The organism is Actinoplanes sp. OR16 (assembly GCF_004001265.1).
GTDB lineage: Bacteria > Actinomycetota > Actinomycetes > Mycobacteriales > Micromonosporaceae > Actinoplanes.
This window is the reverse complement of sequence record NZ_AP019371.1, coordinates 2,399,692-2,420,425: the sequence shown is the minus strand read 5'-3', so window position 1 is coordinate 2,420,425 and position 20,734 is coordinate 2,399,692. Positions and strand designations below refer to the sequence as shown.

Sequence of the window (20,734 nt, the reverse complement as noted above, 5' to 3'; positions counted from 1 at the left end):
GCCTGCTGAGGGCCGGTACCCTGGCTCCTCGTGGACATCCATGCGCTCACCGAGCAGCTCGCTCTGAACCCGATGGACCCGAAGGACCTGCTCTCCGCCTTCGGCGTGCCCGGCGTTCTGGCCATCCTCTTCGCGGAGACCGGCCTTCTCGTCGGCTTCTTCTTCCCGGGTGACTCCCTGCTGTTCCTGGCGGGTGTCGCGGCCTCCTCGGTGGCCGACTCGATCTTCGGTGCCGGCAGCAAGTTGTCGATCACCGCTCTGCTGATCGGCGCGCCGATCTGTGCCATCGCGGGCGCCCAGTTCGGGCACTGGCTCGGCGCCCGCTACGGCCGTCGGATGTTCGACAAACCCGACTCGAAGCTCTTCAAGAAGGAGTACGTCGAGAAGGCCGAGTACTACTTCGAGAAGTTCGGCCCGGCCAAGGCCGTGGTGCTGGCGCGCTTCATCCCGATCGTCAGGACGTTCCTGAACCCGGTCGCCGGCACCCTCGGCATGCCAGCCCGCCAGTTCTTCATCTGGAACGTGGTCGGCGCGATCCTCTGGACCGACGGCATCATCCTGATCGGTTACCTGCTGGCGCAGCAGATCTACGACGCCATCGGCGACAAGATCGACCACTACATCCTGCCGGTGGTCGTGCTGATCGTCCTGATCTCGGTGCTGCCGATCCTGATCGAGATCATCCGCGAGCGGAAGCACAAGAAGAACGCTCCGGCCGAAGGCCCCGGTGTGGCCGAGTCGTTCGGTGTGGTCGCCGCGGCCGCCGCGGTCGGCGCCGCCGAGGCCGTGCACGACGAGATCCACCCGCACCACCAGCCGCAGTCCTACGGCCAGACCTACGGTCAGCCGCAGCAATACGGCCAGGGTGTGTACGGCCAACCGCAGCAGCAGCCGGACCGTTACGACGAGCCGACGCAGTACGGCGGCAACCAGTACGGCGGTCGGCAGGATCGCTATGACGAGCCCACTCAGTACGGTGGCGGCCAGCAGTACCCGCCGCAGACCTACGGGCGGCCCCAGCAGCAGCCGGACGACCAGACCTGGCCGCCGCGCTGATCCGGTCCACGAGAAACGGCCCGGTTCCCCTCGATGGGGAGCCGGGCCGTTCTACGTCTCTCTCAGACCGTTACGGCTGTGGAACCGTGCAGCCGGTCCAGGAACTCTTCCGGGCAGTCGCGGAGGTTCTCCAGCCGGCCGGCGGCGAGCGCGCGGTAGGTCAGTGAAGCCGCTTCCTCGAGATTGCGGGCGCGCTTGTGCGCCAGCTCCACGGAGTCGCCCATGACGACACAGCCGTGCTGGCTCAGCACCAGGCAGTCGGTGCCGTCGGCGGCCATCGCTGCGGTCAGCGACGCCAGCTCCGTGCTGCCGGGCAGCCGGAACGGGACCGTCGAAACCCGTCGCAGATAGAACGCATGGTCGGTCGTGACGATCCGGATGTGCTCGCCGAGCGCGTCCAGCAGAAGAGCCGTCTGCGGGTGCAGATGGACGACCGCGTTGACGTCGGGTCGGGCACGGTAGAGCGCGAGATGCAGGGCGAGCTCGCTGGTCGGCTCGATCCGCGGCGGCGGCATGCCTCCGATCAGCGCGGAAGCGCCGTCCGATATCCGGACCGGCGCGAAGGAGTTACGGCTCAGGCGTTCGAGCCAGGAGCCACTCGCGGTGACCCAGATGGCATCCTCGTCGGGGATGCGGGCGGACAGATTGCCGCCCGACCCACACACGAGACCGGCCTGCACCACGTCGTAACCCACGTGCGCGAGCTGGTCACGCAGGTCGCCGGGGACGTAGTTCACCCGTTCCTCCTGGTCCTCGGCCTGGCGTCACGCCCCCATGTTTCAGTGACGCCAGGCGTTTCCCAACGGATCAGCGGGCCTTCTTGGTGGCCCGCTTGCGCGGCGGGGTGAGCAGGTCCGCAATCGTCGCGATGGCGGTCGGCACCAGGCGGTAGTACGCCCAGACACCGCGCTTCTCGCGCTCCAGCAGACCAGCCTCCGTCAGAATCCGCAGGTGGTGGCTAACGGTCGGCTGCGAGAGACCCAGAGGGGCCGTCAGGTCGCAGACGCACGCTTCGCCATCCGTCGCGGACTGGATAAGGCTCAGCAACCGCAGCCGTGCCGGGTCGGCGAGTGCCTTCAGCACTCCCGCCAGGCGCTCGGCGTCGGCGCGTTCAATAGGCTCACCGGCAAGCGGTGAGATCTGAGGCATAGTCATTTCCGCCAACGCAGTTCCCACGATCTCCATCCTTCCACCAACTGCATCGATTCTCCTGCATGTGTGCAGGAACGAACCGGCTAACTTTCAGGCCGTAAGGCCGACATCGATCGCCTTCTCGGTCGAGAGGGAGCTCTCCCGCTCCCGCCCCCCGAAACCCGCGACACCGACTTCGGTCTCTGCCTCCTGCAACGCCTGAGCCGCCATCTGGTCGCTACCCATCCGTGTCGAGCTCTCGATCCCCGTCTCCGGAGTGAGGCGGGCCACATTGGTAATTCGTCGATTGTTTCGGCTCACCGATCTCGGACGATGAACCGACACACAACGCATCGAGACCATCACGCGGCACTGCGCGATCTTTTCGCCACTCTCCGAACCCAACAGCCCCCGACCCGATGAAAGCACGGCGCCACGCTGCGCGACGGCCAATTCAGTGATGAATTTACCCAGGTCGTGCCGTGCTCCCATGACATCGAGCGTACTGGCTGGAAGAAAACCGGAATCTTTCGCCCCGCCGGGGCGGAACGGAACTATTGACCCACGGCTTTGGGGGCTTCTGTAAAGAAGGTTTACTGATCGACCATCGGGAGTCAGCCTTTCCCCAGACCATAGATGCAGCTCAAAGCAGGTAACGTCGCCACGGTACCTCTGCGCACCTCAGGATCACCTGGTGGATGCGCTGTGAGCATGCTGTGAGAGCGCGAATCACGTTTGCCCGTCCAGCGGAAAACACCCACCGTCCGGCCGATCAACATCTATCCGGACAGCCGATCGGGTGACGCCGGTAGAAACGGACCGTACCCGTTCGAGTGACCCACAGTCGTCGATACGGGACCGGTTTGCGTTTGTTACCGGCGAGTTCAGTCGGAAGGTCGTGACCAGTACTCGTCTTCCGGGTTACGCGCCGGAGGGTGAACGAAGTTCTGATCCGCTTCGGACGGAGATTGATCCGAATGCGGGTATTGATCCGCGGATTGTGGCGCGGCCCACGGCGATGTTGTGACCGCGGACTCACTCGGCGGGTTCGCGTACCCGAAAGAACTACCGGGGTAAGCGATCGGGTTGCCGGCGCTTCCCGACGTGGGGGTGAACGCGCTCGCGTGCGCACCCGGCGGGAGGCTCGCAGGCGCACCCGGGGGGACGCTTCCGTGCGCACCCGGGGGGACGCTCCAGTGCCCACTCGGCGGGACGCTTGCGTGCGCACCCGGAGGGACACTCCAGTGCGCACCCGGAGGGACGCTTCCGTGCGCGCCCGGAGGCACGCTCGCCGGGTCGCTCCGGCGGCCGAAGAAGGCTCGCGGGGCGAGGAGGAGCAGGAAGGCCACCAGGATGTACGCGATGACCTGAGCGACCGCCACAGCGGCGTTCAGGCCGATCCAGCCCCCTGGATAGGCCGCGTTGAGGGCCTCACCGAGCGAACCCGGCACCGCCTCACCCGACTGCTGGCCGCCGATCGCCGCCACCGAACCACATCCGCCGATCACGCCGAGGACGCAGACGCCGAGCGTGACACCCCAGGCGACCTTGCTGCCGCGCCGCAGGCCCAGACCGAGAACCGTGAAGAGGGCGACGACCAGCAGGGCGATGACGGCGCCGACCGCGGCGTCCAGCCAGACGACGGCGATGAAGTTCTCGGCCACCTCGGAACCGGACGTGGCGTCCCGGAACCGGCTCACCGTGCCCGGCGTCACCGCGACCATGCCGATCGCGTAGACGAGACCGGCGACCGCCATGGTCCAGAGCAGAGCGACGGCGGTGGTGACAGCGGCGGGCCGCACGGGTCCGGCGTGCTGAGACGGCACACTCGACGGATGACCCGGAGCCTGGCCGCCGGGGAACGGGGTGCCCGGGAATTGGCTGCCTGGGAGCTGGCCGCCTGGGAGCTGGCCGCCTGGGGACTGGCCGCCCGGGAATTGGCCGCCTGGGAGCTGGGCGCTTGGGATCGGCCCGTCCGGGGCTGACTCACCCGAGGCGGGGCTGCCGGGGACCGGCGGCTGTTCGCTGTACGACATCGATGGGCTCCCGCAGTGGATCGGCTGGCCAAAACCTACCGCCTGGGGCGTCCGAAAGTGGCCGGACCGGATCCGCCCGGAACAGCGGACCGGCCCGCCTCGATGTGGCGGGCCGGTCCGGAGTGCTTGCTGTAGCGGGCCTCAGCCCTGGTCAGACGGCGGCCGCTGATCGCTGCGCGGCGGATCGGCGGGCGGCTGACCGGCTTCCGACGGGCCGGACTGAGATTGATCATCCGGGGAATCGCTGCTCGGTGACCCGGCCGCCCTCGAACCGTCGGTCGGGGAGTCACCGGCGGGGAAGGGCGGAGGTGCTGCCCACGGGTCGGTCGGCGGAAGACTGGCCGGTGGTGCGCCGGGAGCTGACGGCGTATCGGAAGCGGGTTGCCGGCCCGGATATGGCGGAAGGCCGGGGGCAGGCTGACCGGGCTGGCCGTACTGCTCCGGGCTTCCGAAGTGGCTCTGCTCACCCGGGAAGGCGGGCTGCCCCGGGTACGGCGCGGCCGGCGGCTGCTGGCCCGGGTACTGCGGCGGCTGCTGACCCGGATACTGCGACGGCTGTTGCCCCGGATACGGCGGCGGTTGCTGGCCCGGATACTGCGCCTGCTGGCCGGGATACTGCGCCTGCTGTCCGGGATACTGCGCCTGCTGCCCGGGATACTGCGCCTGCTGTCCGGGATACTGCGGCGGCTGCTGGCCCGGGAACTGCGGGGCGCCCGGCGCCGGCTGCCCATGGAACGGCGTCGTGCCCGGCTCAGGCTGTGAGAAGGGCGGCTGACCGTAGGCGGGCGGCGGTCCGTACCCGGGCGGGGCCGAGGAAGGCGGCGCATAGGGAGAGGACGGCGCCGGATGGCCGGCGGCCGGACTGCCCGGAACACCACTGCTCGGCGCCCCCGGATAGGGCTGTCCATAGGACGGCTGACCCTGCGTACCGGGAGGCGGGAACCCACCGGGAGGCGGTGGATAACCACCAGGGGGCGGATAGGCGCCGTGCGGCGGGTAACCGGCCGGCGGGTAGCCACCTCCGGGCGGGTAGGCGCCCGGATAGCCGGCGAATCCCACCGACGGCTTGCGGAAGTACGCGTTCGCCGCCGGCAACGCCAGCAGGATGATCACGGCGAGCAGGGCGACGACGGTGAAGAGCGTCAGCGCCCAGATGGCCGGCTCGTACCAGCCCGGCATCGCGTCCGAGACCTGCGCGTCGATCTGGCTGTCGCTGGGCAGGCCCGATCCCGCACCCTCGCTGCTGGTGACGGCGGTGCCGGCCGCATTGGTCAGACCCAGCACGTTGCAGCACAGGCCGATGCCGGCGAACACCCAGGTGGTGATCCGGGAGCCGTTGCTGCCCCGGCTGTTGAAGAACGACAGTGTGGCCAGACCGGCGGCGATCACGACGTACAGCAGTGCGACCACCACCATCGTCGCGGTCGCGATGGTCTCGCTCTCGCCGGCGAACTCGGTGCCCGCGTACGCCTCCCGGAACGCCTCCTGCGCGCTGGGCAGCGTCATCAGCGTCACGATCGCGCTGAGAACCTGCAGGACCGCGACGGCGTAGAGCAGGTAGGACGACGTGGACACGACGCCCGGGCGCGGCGGTCGCGCGGCCGGCGCCGGATTTGGGGTGGGATATATGGGTACGGTCACACTGCCCTCCTCTAGATCCATTTACGGTATCGGTCGGAGGCCATATCCCGCGACCGCACCTCACCCTCCGCGACGGTGTGGAAGCATCGGGCGACGATGGCTTCTACACGTCGCTCGTTCGGGGGGCGACGCTCCTCGACGGACCCGCCTACACTTCGATTCCGTGGCGTCCGGCTGGCAGCAGAGAACTCCGGCGGACAGCCCTGCCCGTGGCACGAGTCGCCCGCCCCGCGTACACATCTCCGGGGCCGAGGCAGACCGGCTACAGGCGCCTTTCCCATTAGGCCTGCCGCGTGACCACGCCGCGGCTGCCCCAGAGCTGACAAGGACCGGTGAGTCCCATGCCCCACGCCGACACGCTGACCGTCGTTCACCATGACGACACCCACACCCGATTCAAAGACGTGCGATACCAGTTGCACCGCGACGGGATACGCATCTGGTCCGCCGAGGGCGAGCACGCCATCACGGACGTCTTGATGACACATGCCTACCGGCAACGGGAGGCAGCGAACTGACGAAAGGGCCCCGGGGCGAACCCCGGGGCCCTTCTTCATCACTGGCCGCGAGTCACCGCGAGCCCGTCCTTGGTATCGCTGAGCGAGACCACCACGACGTCCCCGTCCCGGATCTCGCCACCGAGCAGCGCCTTCGCGAGCAGATCCCCGATCGTGGACTGGACCAGCCGGCGCAGCGGGCGGGCGCCGTAGATCGGGTCGTACCCGTGCTCGCCCAGCCAGTCGACCGCCTCGGGCCGCACCTCCAGGGCCAGCCGGCGCTCGGCGAGCCGATCGCGGAGCCGGGCGAGCTGGATGTCGACGATCGCGGTGAGGTCCTCCTTCGTCAGCGCGTGGAAGACCACGATGTCGTCGAGCCGGTTCAGGAACTCCGGCTTGAAGTGCGCCCTGACGGCGGCCAGCACCTCGTCGCGCCGTTCCTCGTCGCCCATCGTGAAGTCGGCGTTCGCCGAGCCCAGGTTCGAGGTGAGCACCAGGATCGCGTTGCGGAAGTCGACGGTCCGGCCCTGCCCGTCGGTGAGCCGGCCGTCGTCGAGCACCTGGAGCAGCAGGTCGAAGACGTCCGGGTGGGCCTTCTCCACCTCGTCGAGGAGCACCACGCTGTACGGTCGGCGTCGCACCGCCTCGGTCAGCTGGCCACCCTCCTCGTAACCCACGTAGCCGGGCGGCGCGCCGACCAGCCGAGCCACCGAGTGCTTCTCGCCGTACTCACTCATGTCGATGCGGACCATGGCCCGCTCGTCGTCGAAGAGGAACCCGGCGAGGGCCTTCACCAGCTCGGTCTTGCCGACACCGGTCGGGCCGAGGAAGAGGAAGCTGCCGGTCGGCCGGTCGGGGTCGGCGATGCCGGCCCGGGACCGCCGGACCGCGCTCGCGACCGCGGCGACCGCCTCCTTCTGGCCGATCACCTTGGCCTGCAGCGACTCCTCCATGCGCAGGAGCTTGGCGGTCTCGCCCTCCATCATCCGGCCGGCCGGGATGCCGGTCCACGCGGAGACGACCTCGGCGATGTCGTCCGCGCCGACCTCCTCCTTGACCATCGGCGGCTCGGTCTTCTCGTCCTCGGCGTCGGAGGCCTCCCGGATCCCCTTCTCCAGAGCCGGGATGATCTCGTAGAGCAGCCGCGAGGCCTCCAGCAGTTCGCCGTCGCGCTGGGCGCGCTCCTGCGCCGCCTTCGCCTCGTCGAGCCGCTTCTTCAGCTCACCCACCCGGTTCAGCCCGCTGCGCTCACGCTCCCACCGGGCGGTGAGCGCGGTCAGCTCCTCCTCGCGGTCGGCCAGGTCACGCTCCAGCTTCTCCAGCCGGGCCACCGACGCCGGGTCGGTCTCCTTGCCGAGCGCCAGTTTCTCCACCCGCATCCGGTCGACCTGCCGCTGCAGCTGGTCGAGCTCGACCGGCCGGGAGTCGATCTCCATGCGGAGCCGGGACGCGGCCTCGTCGATCAGGTCGATCGCCTTGTCCGGCAGGAACCGGTCACTGATGTAGCGGTCGGAGAGGCTCGCGGCCGCGACGAGGGCGGCATCGGTGATCTGTACGCGGTGGTGCGCCTCGTAACGGCCCTTCAGCCCGCGCAGGATGCCGATGGTGTCCTCGACGGTCGGCTCGCCCACGACGACCGGCTGGAACCGGCGCTCCAGGGCCGGGTCCTTCTCGATGTGCTCGCGGTACTCGTCGAGGGTCGTGGCGCCGACCATCCGCAGCTCACCGCGGGCCAGCATCGGCTTGAGCATGTTGCCGGCGTCCATCGAGCCCTCGCCCTTGCCGGCGCCGACGACCGTGTGCAGCTCGTCGAGGAACGTGACGACCTGCCCGTTCGAACTGCGGATCTCCTCGAGGACGCTCTTCAGCCGCTCCTCGAACTGGCCGCGGTACTGAGCGCCGGCGACCATCGCGCCGAGGTCGAGCGAGACCAGCTTCTTGTCGCGCAGGGACTCCGGCACGTCGCCCGCCACGATCCGCTGGGCCAGGCCCTCGACGATCGCGGTCTTGCCGACGCCCGGCTCGCCGATCAGCACCGGGTTGTTCTTCGTCCGCCGGGACAGGACCTGCACCACCCGGCGGATCTCGGCGTCCCGGCCGATGACCGGGTCGATCTTGCCGTCCCGGGCCAGCGCGGTCAGGTCGACGCTGTATTTCTCCAGCGACTTGTAGGTCTGCTCGGGATCGGCGCTCGTCACCCGCCGCTCGCCGCCGCGCACCTGGGGGAACGCCGCGACGAGCGCCTCCTCGGTGGCGCCGGCGCTGGTCAGCGCGTGCCCGACCGCGCCGCCGACCCGGGCCAGGCCGGCCAGGAGATGCTCGGTCGACACGTACTCGTCGCCGAGCGGCTTGGCGATCAGGTCGGCCGAGCCGATCGCGTTCACGAATTCGCGGGAGAGACTGGGCTCCGCGGTGCTGGCGCCGCGCGCGGAGGGCAGCTGCTCGAGCGCCCGGGCCGCGGTCCGGCGCACGTCAGCGGGGTTCGCCCCGACCGCCCTCAGCAGCACTGTCGCGGTCGATCCGCCGGTGTCGAGCAGCGACAACAGCATGTGCCACGGCTCGACCGTGGCATGCCCGCGGCTGCCGGCGTCGGCGACCGCGGCGGTGATCACTTCGCGGCTCTTGGTGGTCAAGCGTTCGGTGTTCATCTGCTCCCCTGAAACCAAGTCAGACTTGAGCCTAAGCAACTCAACTTTAGCGCGTCCACGAAAGCCGTGACGGCCACCACCGACCCCGGGCAGAAACAGGAAAGAACCCGTAACGTACGGATGGTGGTACGACGACTCCTCCCGCTGGGCCTCGTCTTCCTCACCTCCGCCATCGCCACGGCAGTGGTCGGTCCCTTCCTCGGGCTCTTCCTCAGCACCGCCGTCGGCGCCAGCCCGGTCCAGGCCACGTTCTTCCTGGTGGTGGCCTCCCTCTCCGGTGTAGCCATGTCCTGGGCGATCGGCCGGATCTCCGACCGCCGGCCGATGCGGCGCACCCTGCTGATCATCGCGGCGCTCGCCGGTTGCGTCGGCAGCGGTCTCACCGCCTACGTCCGCGACTACTGGGTGCTGCTCGCGCTCACCGCGACGGCGACCGCGATCGCCGGGTCACTCTTCCCACAATCCTTCGCGTACGCGCGACAGGTGCTCCAACGCGACGATCCGTCCCGGGCGGCGATGGGGATCAGCACCCTCCGCACGGTCTTCTCGGTCGCCTGGGTCGGCGGTCCGTCCCTCGCCGCCTTCCTGCTGGAGGGCGGCGGTTTCGAGTACGTCTACGGCGCGGCAGCCGTCACGTACCTCATCGCCGCTCTCGTCGCCGTGCGCTGGCTACCGGAGGTCGAGGCGCCGGCCGCCTCGCACGACGGCGAGCAGGTCTCCGGAAAGCCGCCCCGCGTCCTCTACCCGATCCTGGCCGGTTTCACCCTGTTGCAGACCAGCATGGTCCTCGGCGGGCAGGCGCTGCCGCTCTTCATCACCCAGGAACTGGACGGCTCGATCAGCGACGCCGGCCTGCTGTTCGGGCTCTGCGCGGCGCTCGAGATCCCGCTGATGCTCGGCTTCGGCTGGCTCTCCACGCGGGTGCCGCTTCGGATGATCATCATCGGCGGCGCGGTCTGCGCGGTGATCTACCAGGTGCTGACCAGCACCGCGGACTCGGTCGCCATGCTGGCCGTCGCGCAGATCCCGAACGCGATCTTCATCGCGGCGACCTCCGGGCTGGGCATCTCCTATGTGCAGGACATGATGCCGCGCTTCCCGGGACGGGCGACCACCATGTTCACCAACACCTTCCCCATCGGGAACATCCTGGCCGCCCCGCTGTTCGGGCTCGCGCAGCAATACGGCTTCCGCCTCGCGTACGTCCTGAATCTGGTCCTTGTCGTCCTCGGTCTCCTGCTGCTGGCACTCTTCCGCTCGCGCGGCCGGGTGGACACAACGATCACGATGTCTGTTTCGGGGTAGGAACGGGCTCGTTGCGGGTTAACGTTGGCATCGTGCGCGTACGGGTGGAACAGACTCCGCTGCCGGGAATCGGCGTCCGCCATGATCTGGTGACCTCGTCAGGCCGGACGGTCGGGGTCGTCTCCCACCGCAACGGCCGCCGCGACCTGGTGCTCTACGACGTGGACGACCCGGATTCCAGCCTCGCGTCGATCCCGCTCACCGACGACGAGGCGGAGGCCCTGGCCGACGTCCTCGGCGCGTCGCTGATGCTGGGCCAGCTCGCCGGCCTCCGGCAGCAGGCGGCCGGGCTGCTCACCGAGCAGGTCGCGCTGCCGGCCGGGTCCCCGTTCGTGAGCCGGCGCCTGGGCGACACCCGCGCCCGCAGCCGGACCGGCGCATCGATCGTGGCCATCCTGCGCGACCGGGAGGTGATCGCCTCCCCCGAGCCGTCGTTCCGATTCGAAGCGAACGACGTCGTGGTGGCGGTCGGCACCCGGCAGGGTCTGGACGGCGTCACCGCCATCCTGGCCGGCGACGACGACGGCTGAGTCCCGTGGGACACGACACGACGATCCTGCTCATCGAGATCGGCGCGCTCCTGTTCGGTCTCGGCATGCTCGGCCGGATCGGGCGCCGGTTCGGGCTGTCCCCGATCCCGCTCTACCTGCTGGCCGGCCTGGCCTTCGGGCACGGCGGCGTGGTTCCGCTCTCGGCGAGCGAGGAGTTCATCGGCATCGGCGCCCAGATCGGCGTGGTGCTGCTCCTGGTCATGCTCGGCCTGGAGTACTCCGCCGACGAACTGGTGGACAACCTGCGCGCCGCCGCGCCGGCCGGTCTCATCGACATGGTGCTCAACGCCGTGCCGGGCGCCGCGTTCGCGCTGCTGCTCGGCTGGGGCTGGGAGGCCGCCCTGGTGCTGGGCGGCATCACCTGGGTGTCCTCGTCCGGTGTGATCGCCAAGGTGCTCGGCGACCTGGGCCGGGTCGGCAACCGGGAGACCCCGGTGATCCTCTCGGTGCTGGTGATCGAGGACCTGGCGATGGCCTTCTACCTGCCGATCGCCACGGCGGTGCTGGCCGGCGCCGGCCTGATCCCCGGCCTGAGCACGCTCGGCGTCGCGGTGGTCACGGTGGTGGCAGTGCTCGTCGTCGCGATCCGGTACGGCGGCGAGATCAGCCGGTTCATCTCGGTGAAGGATCCGGAGGCGCTGCTGCTCAGCGTCCTCGGCCTGACCCTGTTCGTCGCCGGGGTGGCCGGTGAGCTGAAGGTCTCCGAGGCGGTCGGGGCGTTCCTGGTCGGTATCGCACTCTCCGGTCCGGTGGCACACCACGCCACCGAGATGCTGTCCCCGCTGCGTGACCTGTTCGCCGCGGTCTTCTTCGTCTTCTTCGGCCTCTCCACCGATCCGGCGGACATGCCGGCCGTGCTGGCGCCGGCGCTGGCCCTGGCCGTGCTCACCATGCTGACCAAGGTCGCCACCGGATACCTGGCGGCGAACCGGGCCGGCATCGCTCTGCCCGGCCGGGTCCGAGCCGGTCTCGCGCTCATGCCGCGCGGCGAGTTCTCGGTCGTCATCGCGGGCCTCGCGGTCGCGTCCGGGGTGGAGCCCCGGCTGGCGCCGCTCGCCACCGCCTACGTGTTGATCACCGTGGTGACCGGGCCCATGCTGGCCCGACTGCCGGACTACCAGTGGTTCAAGAACCTGATCCGGCGGTGGGCGGCGGCCCAGGCCGGCCGGGCGAAACCCATCCCGGCGCCGGAGTGACCTGCGTCTCCATAACAAATGCCTAAAGTTACTGTCCAGTATCTGAATGTGAAGCCTTGACACTTCCGCTGAAACACTCAGCGCGCTACCGTCTCCGAGCGACGACTCTGAGTATTGGGACGTTCGACACTGTCGGCCGGAGAAATCATGCCGGCCGGATGATGCGGACGCATGAGTGAGGCGGCGGCGTGAGCGTGCGTGAAGCAACATTCCTCGGATTCGGGAATCCGGTCGATCCCCGGCCGGACGAGCTTCAGGCGTGGGCGTACCACCCTGAGGCGGTCCCGCTGAACACGATGCCGCGCGACTGGGATCTGCTGATCTCCGGCGACGTGCTCGGCCCGACCCTGTTCGAGCTGGCCATGGACCGGCAGTGCCCGGCGCGGCGATTCGCACAGCACTGCATGTACATCTACGCCGCTGACGGGGTGCGGCAGAACGCGAGCGGGCAGCGGAAGCGCCGGCTCAAGAAGTTCGTGGAGCGCGCCGAGGAGGTCGGCGACGAGCCGATGCAGATCTGGGCGCACAACTGCCGGGTTCTGATGACCCGGCCGGAGCTCTTCGACCACCACGACTGGATGGAGGGCGGACTGGTCCGCCACCCGCGGCGCCTGGGGCTCTTCAACAGACGGTGATCGCGAGCTAACTACTAGTAGTAACGGCGGCCCTGATGTCAGGGCCGCCGTTTTCGTCACCTGTCGGGTGAGCGGCGCGGGCGCCACACCACCAGGGCCGTCGAGTGGGTCTCCTGGCGGACCAGGTCCCGGCCTCCGTAGGGGTTGCTCATCGCTTCGAGCTGGGCGATCCGGTCGTACGCCGCCTCGAGCTGCTCGGTGAGCTCGGCGACCCGGTGCTGCAGGTCGCCGACGAGCTGCTCCAGCCCGATGATGCGCTTGATCCCGGCCAGGTTGACGCCGTCGTCCTGGCTGAGGCGCTGCACCTCGCGGAGCAGCGCGACGTCCCGCTCGCTGTACCGCCGACCGCCTCCACCGGCCCGCCCGGGCTGCACCAGCCCGAGGCGGTCGTACTGCCGGAGTGTCTGCGGGTGCATCCCGGCCAGCCGTGCCGCGACCGAGATGATCAAAACCTTCGCGTCGGAGGCTTCCGTCGAGATGTGGATCTCTTCATACATGTGCCACCTCCCGTGAGGGCCTTAACCGGCTCGGCGCATACGGGCGTCGAGCCTCTCCCGCCCCGGAGGCGGGGTGAGCTTCGCGAATTTCTCCAGCGCGTCCCGGGCCTCGTCGCTGACGACGGCCGGGATCTGCACGTCGACAGTGACGATCAGGTCACCGGACTGGCCCTCCTTGCGGACCACGCCCTTGCCGCGGGCCCGCAGTTTGCGGCCGCTCGGCGTCCCGGGCGGGACCCGCAGGGTGACCGGGCCGTCCAGGGTGGGCACTCGCAGGTCGGTGCCGAGCACCGCCTCCGTCACGCTGATCGGCACCGCCAGTGTCAGGTCGTCGCCGCTGCGCCCGAACAGCTCGTCCGGCCGGACCTTCACCTGCACGTACAGGTCGCCGGCCGTACCGCCCCGGTCGCCCGGCTCGCCGCGGCCGCTGAGCCGGATGCGCTGCCCGTCGGCCACACCGGCCGGGAAGCGCACGTTGATGGTCCGGGTCTTGGTGATCCCGCCGGACCCCCGGCACTCCGCGCACTTCTCGTCCACGACGCTGCCCGAACCCTGGCAGTCCCGGCACGGCTCGGAGAAGCTGAACGAGCCCTGGTTGCTGGAGATCATGCCGGAGCCGTGGCATTTCGGGCAGGCCCGCGGCGTGGTGCCCGGCTTGGCGCCGGTCCCACGGCAGGTGTCGCAGGCGCCCGGCGTCCGCAGCGTCAGCGGCAGGGTCGTGCCCCGGACCGCCTGCACGAAGTCGAGCGTCACCTCGGTCTCGACGTCCCGGCCGCGCTGCGGGCCACGCCGCGCCGCCGCCGGGCCGGCGCCGGGGCCGGCGGCGCCGCCACCGGAGAAGATCGAGCTGAAGATGTCCGAGAAGCCGGTGCCGCCGAATCGGCGGTCGGCTCCGGCGGGACCCGCGTTGCCGGCCCCGCTGAATCCGCCGAACAGGTCGGACGGGTCGAACTGGGCGCCGCCGCCGGGACGCGCGCCACGGCGGAACGCGCCGGAGCCGAAGAGCGAGCGCATCTCGTCATACTCTTTGCGCTTCTTGTCGTCGGCGAGCACGTCGTAGGCCTCGGACGTCGCCTTGAACTTCTCCTCCGCTTCCTTGTTGCCCGGGTTGCGGTCCGGGTGAAGGTCACGGGCGAGTTTGCGGTACGCCTTCTTGATCTCGTCGGTTGAGGCGGACTTGTTCACGCCGAGCACGGCGTAGAAGTCTTTCTCGAGCCAGTCCTTCGAGCTCATTCAGTCCACCTCCTTCGACTTCGCTCCGCATTCGCTGTGAACTCCCGCCCGCCGGCGGACCGGCGGGCGGGAGATCGGCATCAATCTCACTCCGGATCGGCGACGGCGACCATCGCCGGGCGGAGCAGGCGCTCGCCCAGGCTGTAGCCGCGGCGCATCACCTCGACGCAGGTCGGCTCCGAGACGTCCGGGGACGTCTGGTGCGCGACCGCCTCGTGGCGGTTCGGGTCGAAGGCGTCGCCCTTCTCCCCGAACGCGACCAGGCCGAGCTTGCCGGCCACCGCGGTGAGCTGCTCCGCGACCGATGCGAACGGGCCGACCAGGTCGCCGTGCTCGCGGGCCCGGTCGATGTCGTCCAGCACCGGGAGCAGCGCGGTGAGCACCGCCCCGGTGGTCTGCTCGGCCGCGGCGCCCCGGTCACGGTCGACCCGCTTCCGGTAGTTCGCGTACTCCGCGGTGACCCGCTGCAGGTCGTGAGTCCGCTCGTCGAGCTCGCTCCGCAGCGACTCCAGCTCCGCGCCGAACGCCTTCTTCGCGTCTTCGGACACCGAAGTCTCTTCCTCCTCCTCGGGGGCGCGGTGCGCGCCGACCGGCTGAACCACCGGCTCCTCGGCGGGGGTCTCCTCGGCTGACGTGTCGATCTCGCCCTGGATGACTTCCCGCTCGGTCACCGGACCGTCGTTCTCGTCGTCCTTGGCGGTCACTTCTTGTCGTCCTCCACGATCTCGGCGTCCACGACGTCGTCGCCGCCACCGGCCGTCGGGCCGGCACCGGTCGCGCCGCCCGGAGCACCCGCCTCGGGACCGCCCTGCGGGGCCTCACCCTGCGAGTAGAGCAGCGAACCGGCCTCCTGGGAGACCTGCGAGAGCCGCTCGTGCGCCGACTTGATCTTCTCGATGTCGGTGCCGCCGAGGGCGCCGCGCAGCTCGCCGAGAGCCTCGCCGATCTTGTTCTTGCTGTCCTCGGGGAGCTTGTCGCCGCTCTCCGCCAGGAACTTCTCGGTCTGCCACTGCAGCTGCTCGGCCAGGTTGCGGGCCTCGGCGTCCTCGCGGCGCTTCTTGTCGTCGTCCGCGTGGTCCTGAGCGTCGCGCATCATGCGCTCGATGTCTTCCTTCGGCAGCGCGGAGCCGCCGGTGATCGTCATCTTCTGCTCCTTGCCCGTGCCCAGGTCCTTGGCGGACACGTGCACGATGCCGTTCGCGTCGATGTCGAAGGAGACCTCGATCTGCGGGACGCCGCGGGGCGCCGGCGCGATGCCGCTGAGCTCGAAGGTGCCGAGCTTCTTGTTGTACGCCGCCATCTCGCGCTCACCCTGGTAGACCTGGATCAGCACGGAGGGCTGGTTGTCGTCGGCCGTGGTGTAGACCTCGGACCGGTGCGCCGGGATGGTGGTGTTGCGCTCCACCAGCTTGTGCATGATGCCGCCCTTGGTCTCGATACCCAGGGACAGCGGGGTGACGTCGAGCAGCAGGACGTCCTTGACCTCGCCCTTCAGCACACCGGCCTGCAGGGCGGCACCGACCGCGACGACCTCGTCCGGGTTGACGCCCTTGTTCGGCTCGCGGCCGATCAGGCTGTTCACCAGCTCGGTGACCGCCGGCATCCGCGTCGAGCCACCGACCAGGATGACGTGGTCGATGTCGGAGAGCTTGACGTCGGCGTCCTTGATCGCGGACTCGAACGGGCCCTTGCAGCGGTCGAGCAGGTCCTGCGTCATGCGCTGGAACTCGGCGCGGCTCAGGGAGGTGTCGAGGTGCAGCGGGCCGTTGGCGCCGGCCGTGATGTACGGCAGGTTGATGCTGGTCGTGGTGGCGGCGGAGAGCTCGATCTTCGCCTTCTCCGCGGCCTCGCGCAGACGCTGCAGGGCCATCTTGTCCTGGGAGAGGTCGATGCCGTGCTCGCCGCGGAAGGTCTTGACCAGGTGGTCGATGATCCGCTGGTCCCAGTCGTCGCCACCGAGGTGGTTGTCACCCGAGGTGGACTTGACCTCGATGACGCCGTCGCCGAGCTCGAGCAGCGAGACGTCGAAGGTGCCGCCGCCGAGGTCGAAGACCAGGACGGTCTGCTCCTTGGTGCCCTTGTCCAGGCCGTAGGCGAGAGCGGCGGCGGTCGGCTCGTTCACGATCCGCAGCACGTTCAGACCGGCGATCTCACCGGCCTCCTTGGTGGCCTGACGCTGGGCGTCGTTGAAGTACGCCGGGACGGTGATGACCGCGTCCGCGATCTGCTCGCCGAGGTACGACTCGGCGTCCCGCTTGAGCTTCATCAGCACCCGCGCGGAGATCTCCTGCGGCGTGTACTGCTTGCCGTCGATGTCGATCGACCAGTTGGTGCCGACCTCACGCTTGACCGAGCGGATGGTCCGGTCAGGGTTGGTCACCGCCTGACGCTTGGCGACCTCACCGACGAGCACCTCGCCGTTACGGGCGAAGGCGACGATCGACGGTGTCGTCCGTGAGCCCTCCGCGTTGGCGATGACGGTGGGCTCGCCTCCTTCCAGAACGCTGACGCAGGAGTTCGTGGTGCCGAGGTCGATGCCGACCGCACGTGCCATGGTGTTCCTCGCTTCTAACAGCTTGGTCCGAGCAAAGGGTTGAGTGGAACCGACTCAATGATGCCACGGAGACAGACAACGTCAAATCGAAGTTGAGTCAGAGCGGCGCAAGTCAGCGCGTGAGGTGGGTGATTCGGGAATCACCTACATACCTGTCCGGTCACGGCATACCAGGATCCGTTGTACTGGATGCATAGATCGGGCACGCTTTACCCGTGACGACGCACGGAGACGCGGTCGGTCCGTCGGCCCTTTCCGCCGTCCCGGCCGGTTCAGACGAGAAAAGCCAGGTCAGCGGTGGCCCATCAGAGCGTACGGGGACCAGCCCAGATCGGCCGCCGAACCAGGAAAATAGCGTTTCGCCCGCTTTAGGACGACTCGCCACGGCTCTGAGTGGTTTGCGGTCAGCGCTCGGGGCCGTCTCGTACCCCCTGGTCCTACCCTCCGCCGAGGAGGCCCGGCGGGTCGGATCCGCACTGCTCGCCCAGCTGGACGACTACCTCCTGCCGCGCCTGGGCCGGCTCGACGCGCCACTGCTCGTGGTCGTCGGCGGCTCCACCGGCGCCGGCAAGTCGACACTGGTGAACAGCCTGGTCCGGGCGCCGGTGAGCACGGCCGGCGTGCTGCGGCCCACCACCCGGTCGCCGGTGCTCGTGGCGAACCCGTCCGACCTCAACTGGTTCGGCCGCGGTGGCCTGCTGCCCGGCCTGGTCCGCACCGGCGAGCAGAGCAACGACCCGAACGCGTTGCAGGTGATCGCCGCGCCGTCGATCGGCCCCGGTGTCGCGCTGCTCGACGCGCCCGACATCGACTCGGTCGTCGACCACAACCGCAAGCTCGCGGCGCAGCTGCTGGCCGCCGCCGACCTCTGGCTCTTCGTGACCACAGCGGCGCGGTACGCGGACGCCGTCCCGTGGGAGCTGCTGACCACCGCCCGGCTGCGCGGCACCGTGATCGCCCTGGTCCTGGACCGGGTGCCGGCCGACGCCGCCGCCGAGGTCGCCGCCCACCTCGGCGAGATGCTGACCTCCCGCGACCTCGGCTCGGCCCCGCTCTTCGTGATCCCGGAGACCGGCCTCGACGGGCACGGCATGCTGCCGGACTCGGCGGTCGGCCCGATGCGCCAGTGGTTCGCCCAGCTCTCCTCGGACTCGACCGCCCGGTCCGCCGTGGTGCGGCAGACCCTGGACGGCGCTCTCGGCGCGCTCGCCCCGGCGCTGCAGGGCCTGGCCGACGCCGCCGACGAGCAGGTCACCACCGCGACGACGCTCGACGAGCGGGTCGAGGCGGCGTACCGCAACGCCCGCCGCACCACCGAGGAGGGCCTGCAGGACGGCCGGCTGCTCCGTGGCGAGGTGCTGGCCCGGTGGCAGGAGTTCATCGGCACCGGGGAGTTCTTCCGCAGCCTCGAATCCCGGGTCGGCCACCTGCGCGACCGGCTCTTCGCGGCGGTCAGCGGACGTCCGGCGCCCGGGCGCAACCTGCAGGTCGCGATGGAGTCGCAGCTGGTGACGCTGCTGCGCGGGGTGACGGCGGACGCGGCCGAGCAGTCGTACGCGGCCTGGCAGTCCCACCCGGCCGGCGCCGCTCTGCTCAAGCCCGAGCTGCGGAAGCCCGCCGACGACCTGCCGGAGCGCGCCGACCGCCTGGTCCGCGACTGGCAGCAGTGGGTGCTCGACCTGGTCCGCCGGGAGGCCGCCGACAAGCGCACCGTGGCCCGCGGAGCGGCGTACGCGGTGAACGGCGCCGGCCTGGCCGTGATGATCGCCGTGTTCACCACCACCGCGTTCATCCCGACCGGCCTGGAGGTCGCTGCCGGCGCCGGCAGCGCTGTCGCCGCCCAGAAGGTGCTCGAGGCGGTCTTCGGCGATCAGGCCATCCGGACGCTCGCCACCCGGGCCCGCACCGAACTGCTGGCCCGGGTTGATGATCTACTCGCTGCCGAGGCGGCCCGGTTCACCGAGCTGACCTCGACGGTGCGCCTCGAAGCCGAGCCGGGTGGCCTGCTGCGCCGGGTCGCCGCCGAGGTGGAGGCAGCAAGGAAGGAACTCGCGTTGACCGGACCGGGGCAATGAACGTCGTGGAGCAGAAGGTGAACGCCGAGGAGTTGTCCCGCCGGCTGGACGCGCTGTCCCGTTTCCTGCGGGCCACCGGGCCGTACCTGCCGGACGGCAGACTGGTCGCCGCGCACACACTGGTGGAGCGGGCCGGCAACCGGCTCTCGCTCTCGCTGGACCACACCGTCGTGGCGCTCGCCGGCAGCACCGGCAGCGGCAAGTCCAGCCTGTTCAACGCGCTGGCCCGATTCAAGCTCTCCCAGGTCGGCGTACGCCGGCCGACCACCGGCACCGCGCACGCCTGCGTCTGGGGCCCGCTGGAGCCGGCGAACCGGCTGCTCGACTGGATCGGTGTGCTGCCGCGTCAGCGGTTCGTCCGGGAGAGCGCGCTCGACGGCGACGACGAGGTGGCCCTGCACGGCCTGGTGCTGCTCGACCTGCCGGACTTCGACTCGGTGGAGCGCGCTCATCAGCTGGAGGTGGACCGGCTGCTCGGCCTGGTCGACCAGATCATCTGGGTGGTCGACCCGCAGAAGTACGGCGACCGTGTGCTGCACCGGGCCTACCTCTCGCAGTTCAGCACGCACACCGATGTCACGATCGTGGTGCTCAACCAGGCCGACCGGCTCAGCCCCGGCGACACCGAGGTGGTCCTCGGCGACCTGCGCCGGCTCCTCGACGAGGACGGCCTCACCGGCGCGCCGGTGCTGGCCAGCTCGGCGAAGCAGCCCGGCATGCTGCGCGACCTGCGGGAGGCGCTGGAGAAGACGGTGGCCGACCGGCAGGCCGCGCTGCGCCGCCTCGCCGCCGACCTGGACACGGTCGGCGAGGAGCTGGCCGCCACGATCGGCCCGCCGGCGGCCGAGGACGAGGTGGACCGGAGCACCGTCCGCCAGCTGGCCGACTCGCTCGCCGCGTCGGCCGGGGTGCCCGCGGTCGCCGACGCCACCGCCACGGCGTACCGGCAGCGGGCGACCGCCGCGACCGGCTGGCCGCTGGTGCGTGGCCTGAGCAGGCTGCGGCCGGATCCGCTGCGCCGCCTGCACCTGGGCGACAAGCCGCAGACCGACGCGGTCTCCACCGACATCGTGCCGCGGACCTCGGTTCCGGCCGCCGACGCCGCGCAACGGTCCGCGGTCGGCATCTCGGTCCGCGCGGTCGCCACCCGGGCCGCCGCGCCGCTGCCCGAGGTCTGGGCGCCGGCGTTGACCGACGCGGCCCGGTCCAAGGCCGCCGACCTGCCGGACGCGCTGGACCGGGCGGTCGCCACGACCGACCTCGGCGTCGGGCGGTCGCCGATCTGGTGGCGGGTGGTGGGCGCGCTGCAGTGGGTGCTGCTCGCGACGGCTGCGGCCGGGCTCGCCTGGCTGATCGTCGGCTATGCGGTCCGGGCCCTCGGCCTGCCCGAGCTGGACAACCCGGAGGTCGGTGCGGTGCCGCTGCCGACGTTGCTGCTGCTCGGCGGCCTGCTCGCCGGCCTGCTCCTCTGGCTGCTGCTCAAGCCGCTGGTGGCCGCCGGCGCGAAGCGGGCGAGAAGGCGGGCCGAGCAGCGTCTGCGATCCGCGGTGACCGAGGTCGCCCGTGCACACGTGGTGGTGCCGGTCCGCGAGGTGCTGAACGCGTACGCCCAGGCGAGGGAAGCGCTCGGCGTGGTGCGCTCGGAGTAGTTCGGCGGCGTGCCCCGGGCGTAGGCTCAG

The 20,734-nt window shown here is 70.1% G+C and carries 18 protein-coding genes; 8 read left to right on the top strand and 10 right to left on the bottom strand.

Features of this window, described 5'->3' with window-relative positions:
* The first annotated feature begins 30 nt into the window (after positions 1–30).
* On the top strand, positions 31–1,056 hold the full coding sequence (locus EP757_RS44780; RefSeq protein WP_370457802.1) for a VTT domain-containing protein: 1,026 nt from the start codon (positions 31–33) through the stop codon (positions 1,054–1,056).
* Between the two features lie 62 nt (positions 1,057–1,118).
* Here the strand turns inward: EP757_RS44780 and EP757_RS11175 are convergent, their stop codons facing one another.
* The 4 genes from EP757_RS11175 to EP757_RS11160 all read right to left on the bottom strand — a co-directional run bounded on the left by EP757_RS11175 (position 1,119) and on the right by EP757_RS11160 (position 3,989).
* Complete coding sequence (locus EP757_RS11175; RefSeq protein WP_127544615.1) at positions 1,119–1,793, bottom strand: class II aldolase/adducin family protein; 675 nt, start codon at positions 1,791–1,793, stop codon at positions 1,119–1,121.
* A 70-nt stretch (positions 1,794–1,863) separates the two neighbouring features.
* Positions 1,864–2,241: a helix-turn-helix transcriptional regulator gene (locus EP757_RS11170; RefSeq protein ID WP_014440216.1), complete on the bottom strand. Its 378-nt coding sequence runs from the start codon at positions 2,239–2,241 to the stop codon at positions 1,864–1,866.
* Between the two features lie 57 nt (positions 2,242–2,298).
* Positions 2,299–2,679 carry a hypothetical protein gene (locus tag EP757_RS11165; RefSeq protein WP_127544612.1) on the bottom strand — a complete coding sequence of 127 codons (381 nt, stop codon included), beginning with the start codon at positions 2,677–2,679 and terminating at the stop codon, positions 2,299–2,301.
* A gap of 392 nt (positions 2,680–3,071) precedes the next feature.
* Positions 3,072–3,989 carry a hypothetical protein gene (locus EP757_RS11160; protein ID WP_127544609.1) on the bottom strand — a complete coding sequence of 306 codons (918 nt, stop codon included), beginning with the start codon at positions 3,987–3,989 and terminating at the stop codon, positions 3,072–3,074.
* A gap of 33 nt (positions 3,990–4,022) precedes the next feature.
* Between EP757_RS11160 and EP757_RS42775 the strand changes: the two genes are divergently transcribed.
* Positions 4,023–4,172 carry a hypothetical protein gene (locus tag EP757_RS42775; protein ID WP_160165789.1) on the top strand — a complete coding sequence of 50 codons (150 nt, stop codon included), beginning with the start codon at positions 4,023–4,025 and terminating at the stop codon, positions 4,170–4,172.
* Positions 4,173–4,364: 192 nt separating this feature from the next.
* On the opposite strand, the gene EP757_RS11155 is transcribed toward EP757_RS42775, so the two are convergent.
* Together EP757_RS11155 and clpB are read right to left on the bottom strand one after the other, a co-directional pair.
* Entirely contained in the window at positions 4,365–5,864 is a 1,500-nt protein-coding gene (locus tag EP757_RS11155; protein ID WP_127544605.1) for a hypothetical protein, read from the bottom strand.
* Positions 5,865–6,420: 556 nt separating this feature from the next.
* Positions 6,421–9,009 carry an ATP-dependent chaperone ClpB gene (gene clpB, locus EP757_RS11150; protein ID WP_127544602.1) on the bottom strand — a complete coding sequence of 863 codons (2,589 nt, stop codon included), beginning with the start codon at positions 9,007–9,009 and terminating at the stop codon, positions 6,421–6,423.
* 120 nt (positions 9,010–9,129) lie between these two features.
* Between clpB and EP757_RS11145 the strand changes: the two genes are divergently transcribed.
* From EP757_RS11145 to EP757_RS11130, 4 genes are all read left to right on the top strand, one after another.
* The gene (locus EP757_RS11145) at positions 9,130–10,314 is read left to right on the top strand and encodes a sugar efflux transporter (protein WP_127544599.1); all 1,185 of its coding nucleotides are present in this window, start codon (positions 9,130–9,132) and stop codon (positions 10,312–10,314) included.
* Between the two features lie 32 nt (positions 10,315–10,346).
* Positions 10,347–10,844, top strand: a complete 498-nt coding sequence (locus EP757_RS11140) for a cation:proton antiporter regulatory subunit (RefSeq protein ID WP_127544596.1) — start codon at positions 10,347–10,349, stop codon at positions 10,842–10,844.
* A 5-nt stretch (positions 10,845–10,849) separates the two neighbouring features.
* Entirely contained in the window at positions 10,850–12,061 is a 1,212-nt protein-coding gene (locus EP757_RS11135; protein ID WP_127544594.1) for a cation:proton antiporter, read from the top strand.
* 188 nt (positions 12,062–12,249) lie between these two features.
* Positions 12,250–12,696: a hypothetical protein gene (locus EP757_RS11130; RefSeq protein WP_127544591.1), complete on the top strand. Its 447-nt coding sequence runs from the start codon at positions 12,250–12,252 to the stop codon at positions 12,694–12,696.
* Between the two features lie 56 nt (positions 12,697–12,752).
* Here EP757_RS11130 and EP757_RS11125 read toward each other — a convergent pair whose 3' ends face one another.
* The 4 genes from EP757_RS11125 to dnaK form a co-directional block, all read right to left on the bottom strand.
* Positions 12,753–13,193: a heat shock protein transcriptional repressor HspR gene (locus EP757_RS11125; protein ID WP_127544588.1), complete on the bottom strand. Its 441-nt coding sequence runs from the start codon at positions 13,191–13,193 to the stop codon at positions 12,753–12,755.
* A gap of 21 nt (positions 13,194–13,214) precedes the next feature.
* Positions 13,215–14,426: a molecular chaperone DnaJ gene (dnaJ, locus tag EP757_RS11120; protein WP_127544585.1), complete on the bottom strand. Its 1,212-nt coding sequence runs from the start codon at positions 14,424–14,426 to the stop codon at positions 13,215–13,217.
* An 86-nt stretch (positions 14,427–14,512) separates the two neighbouring features.
* Complete coding sequence (gene grpE / locus EP757_RS11115) at positions 14,513–15,130, bottom strand: nucleotide exchange factor GrpE (RefSeq protein ID WP_127544582.1); 618 nt, start codon at positions 15,128–15,130, stop codon at positions 14,513–14,515.
* Positions 15,127–16,980 (bottom strand): molecular chaperone DnaK, encoded by a 1,854-nt coding sequence (gene dnaK / locus EP757_RS11110; RefSeq protein WP_127544579.1) that lies wholly within the window; start codon positions 16,978–16,980, stop codon positions 15,127–15,129. Before dnaK ends, grpE begins: the two co-directional genes overlap by 4 nt.
* A 215-nt stretch (positions 16,981–17,195) precedes the next feature.
* Here dnaK and EP757_RS11105 point away from each other — a divergent pair, with 215 nt between their 5' ends.
* Both EP757_RS11105 and EP757_RS11100 read left to right on the top strand, forming a co-directional pair.
* The gene (locus tag EP757_RS11105) at positions 17,196–19,055 is read left to right on the top strand and encodes an ABC transporter (protein WP_370457801.1); all 1,860 of its coding nucleotides are present in this window, start codon (positions 17,196–17,198) and stop codon (positions 19,053–19,055) included.
* A complete protein-coding gene (locus EP757_RS11100) occupies positions 19,052–20,704 on the top strand; it encodes a GTPase (protein ID WP_127544576.1) in 1,653 nt (550 codons plus the stop codon). Before EP757_RS11105 ends, EP757_RS11100 begins: the two co-directional genes overlap by 4 nt.
* Positions 20,705–20,734: the final 30 nt, after the last annotated feature.

What these genes read in the sequence shown, in the direction of transcription:
- EP757_RS11170 (WP_014440216.1), bottom strand. Translation starts at nt 2,241, where the DNA reads ATGGAGATCGTGGGAACTGCGTTGGCGGAAATGACTATGCCTCAGATC.
- EP757_RS11165 (WP_127544612.1), bottom strand. Translation starts at nt 2,679, where the DNA reads ATGGGAGCACGGCACGACCTGGGTAAATTCATCACTGAATTGGCCGTC.
- EP757_RS42775 (WP_160165789.1), top strand. Translation starts at nt 4,023, where the DNA reads ATGACCCGGAGCCTGGCCGCCGGGGAACGGGGTGCCCGGGAATTGGCT.
- clpB (WP_127544602.1), bottom strand. Translation starts at nt 9,009, where the DNA reads ATGAACACCGAACGCTTGACCACCAAGAGCCGCGAAGTGATCACCGCC.
- EP757_RS11145 (WP_127544599.1), top strand. Translation starts at nt 9,130, where the DNA reads ATGGTGGTACGACGACTCCTCCCGCTGGGCCTCGTCTTCCTCACCTCC.
- EP757_RS11125 (WP_127544588.1), bottom strand. Translation starts at nt 13,193, where the DNA reads ATGTATGAAGAGATCCACATCTCGACGGAAGCCTCCGACGCGAAGGTT.
- dnaJ (WP_127544585.1), bottom strand. Translation starts at nt 14,426, where the DNA reads ATGAGCTCGAAGGACTGGCTCGAGAAAGACTTCTACGCCGTGCTCGGC.
- dnaK (WP_127544579.1), bottom strand. Translation starts at nt 16,980, where the DNA reads ATGGCACGTGCGGTCGGCATCGACCTCGGCACCACGAACTCCTGCGTC.
- EP757_RS11100 (WP_127544576.1), top strand. Translation starts at nt 19,052, where the DNA reads ATGAACGTCGTGGAGCAGAAGGTGAACGCCGAGGAGTTGTCCCGCCGG.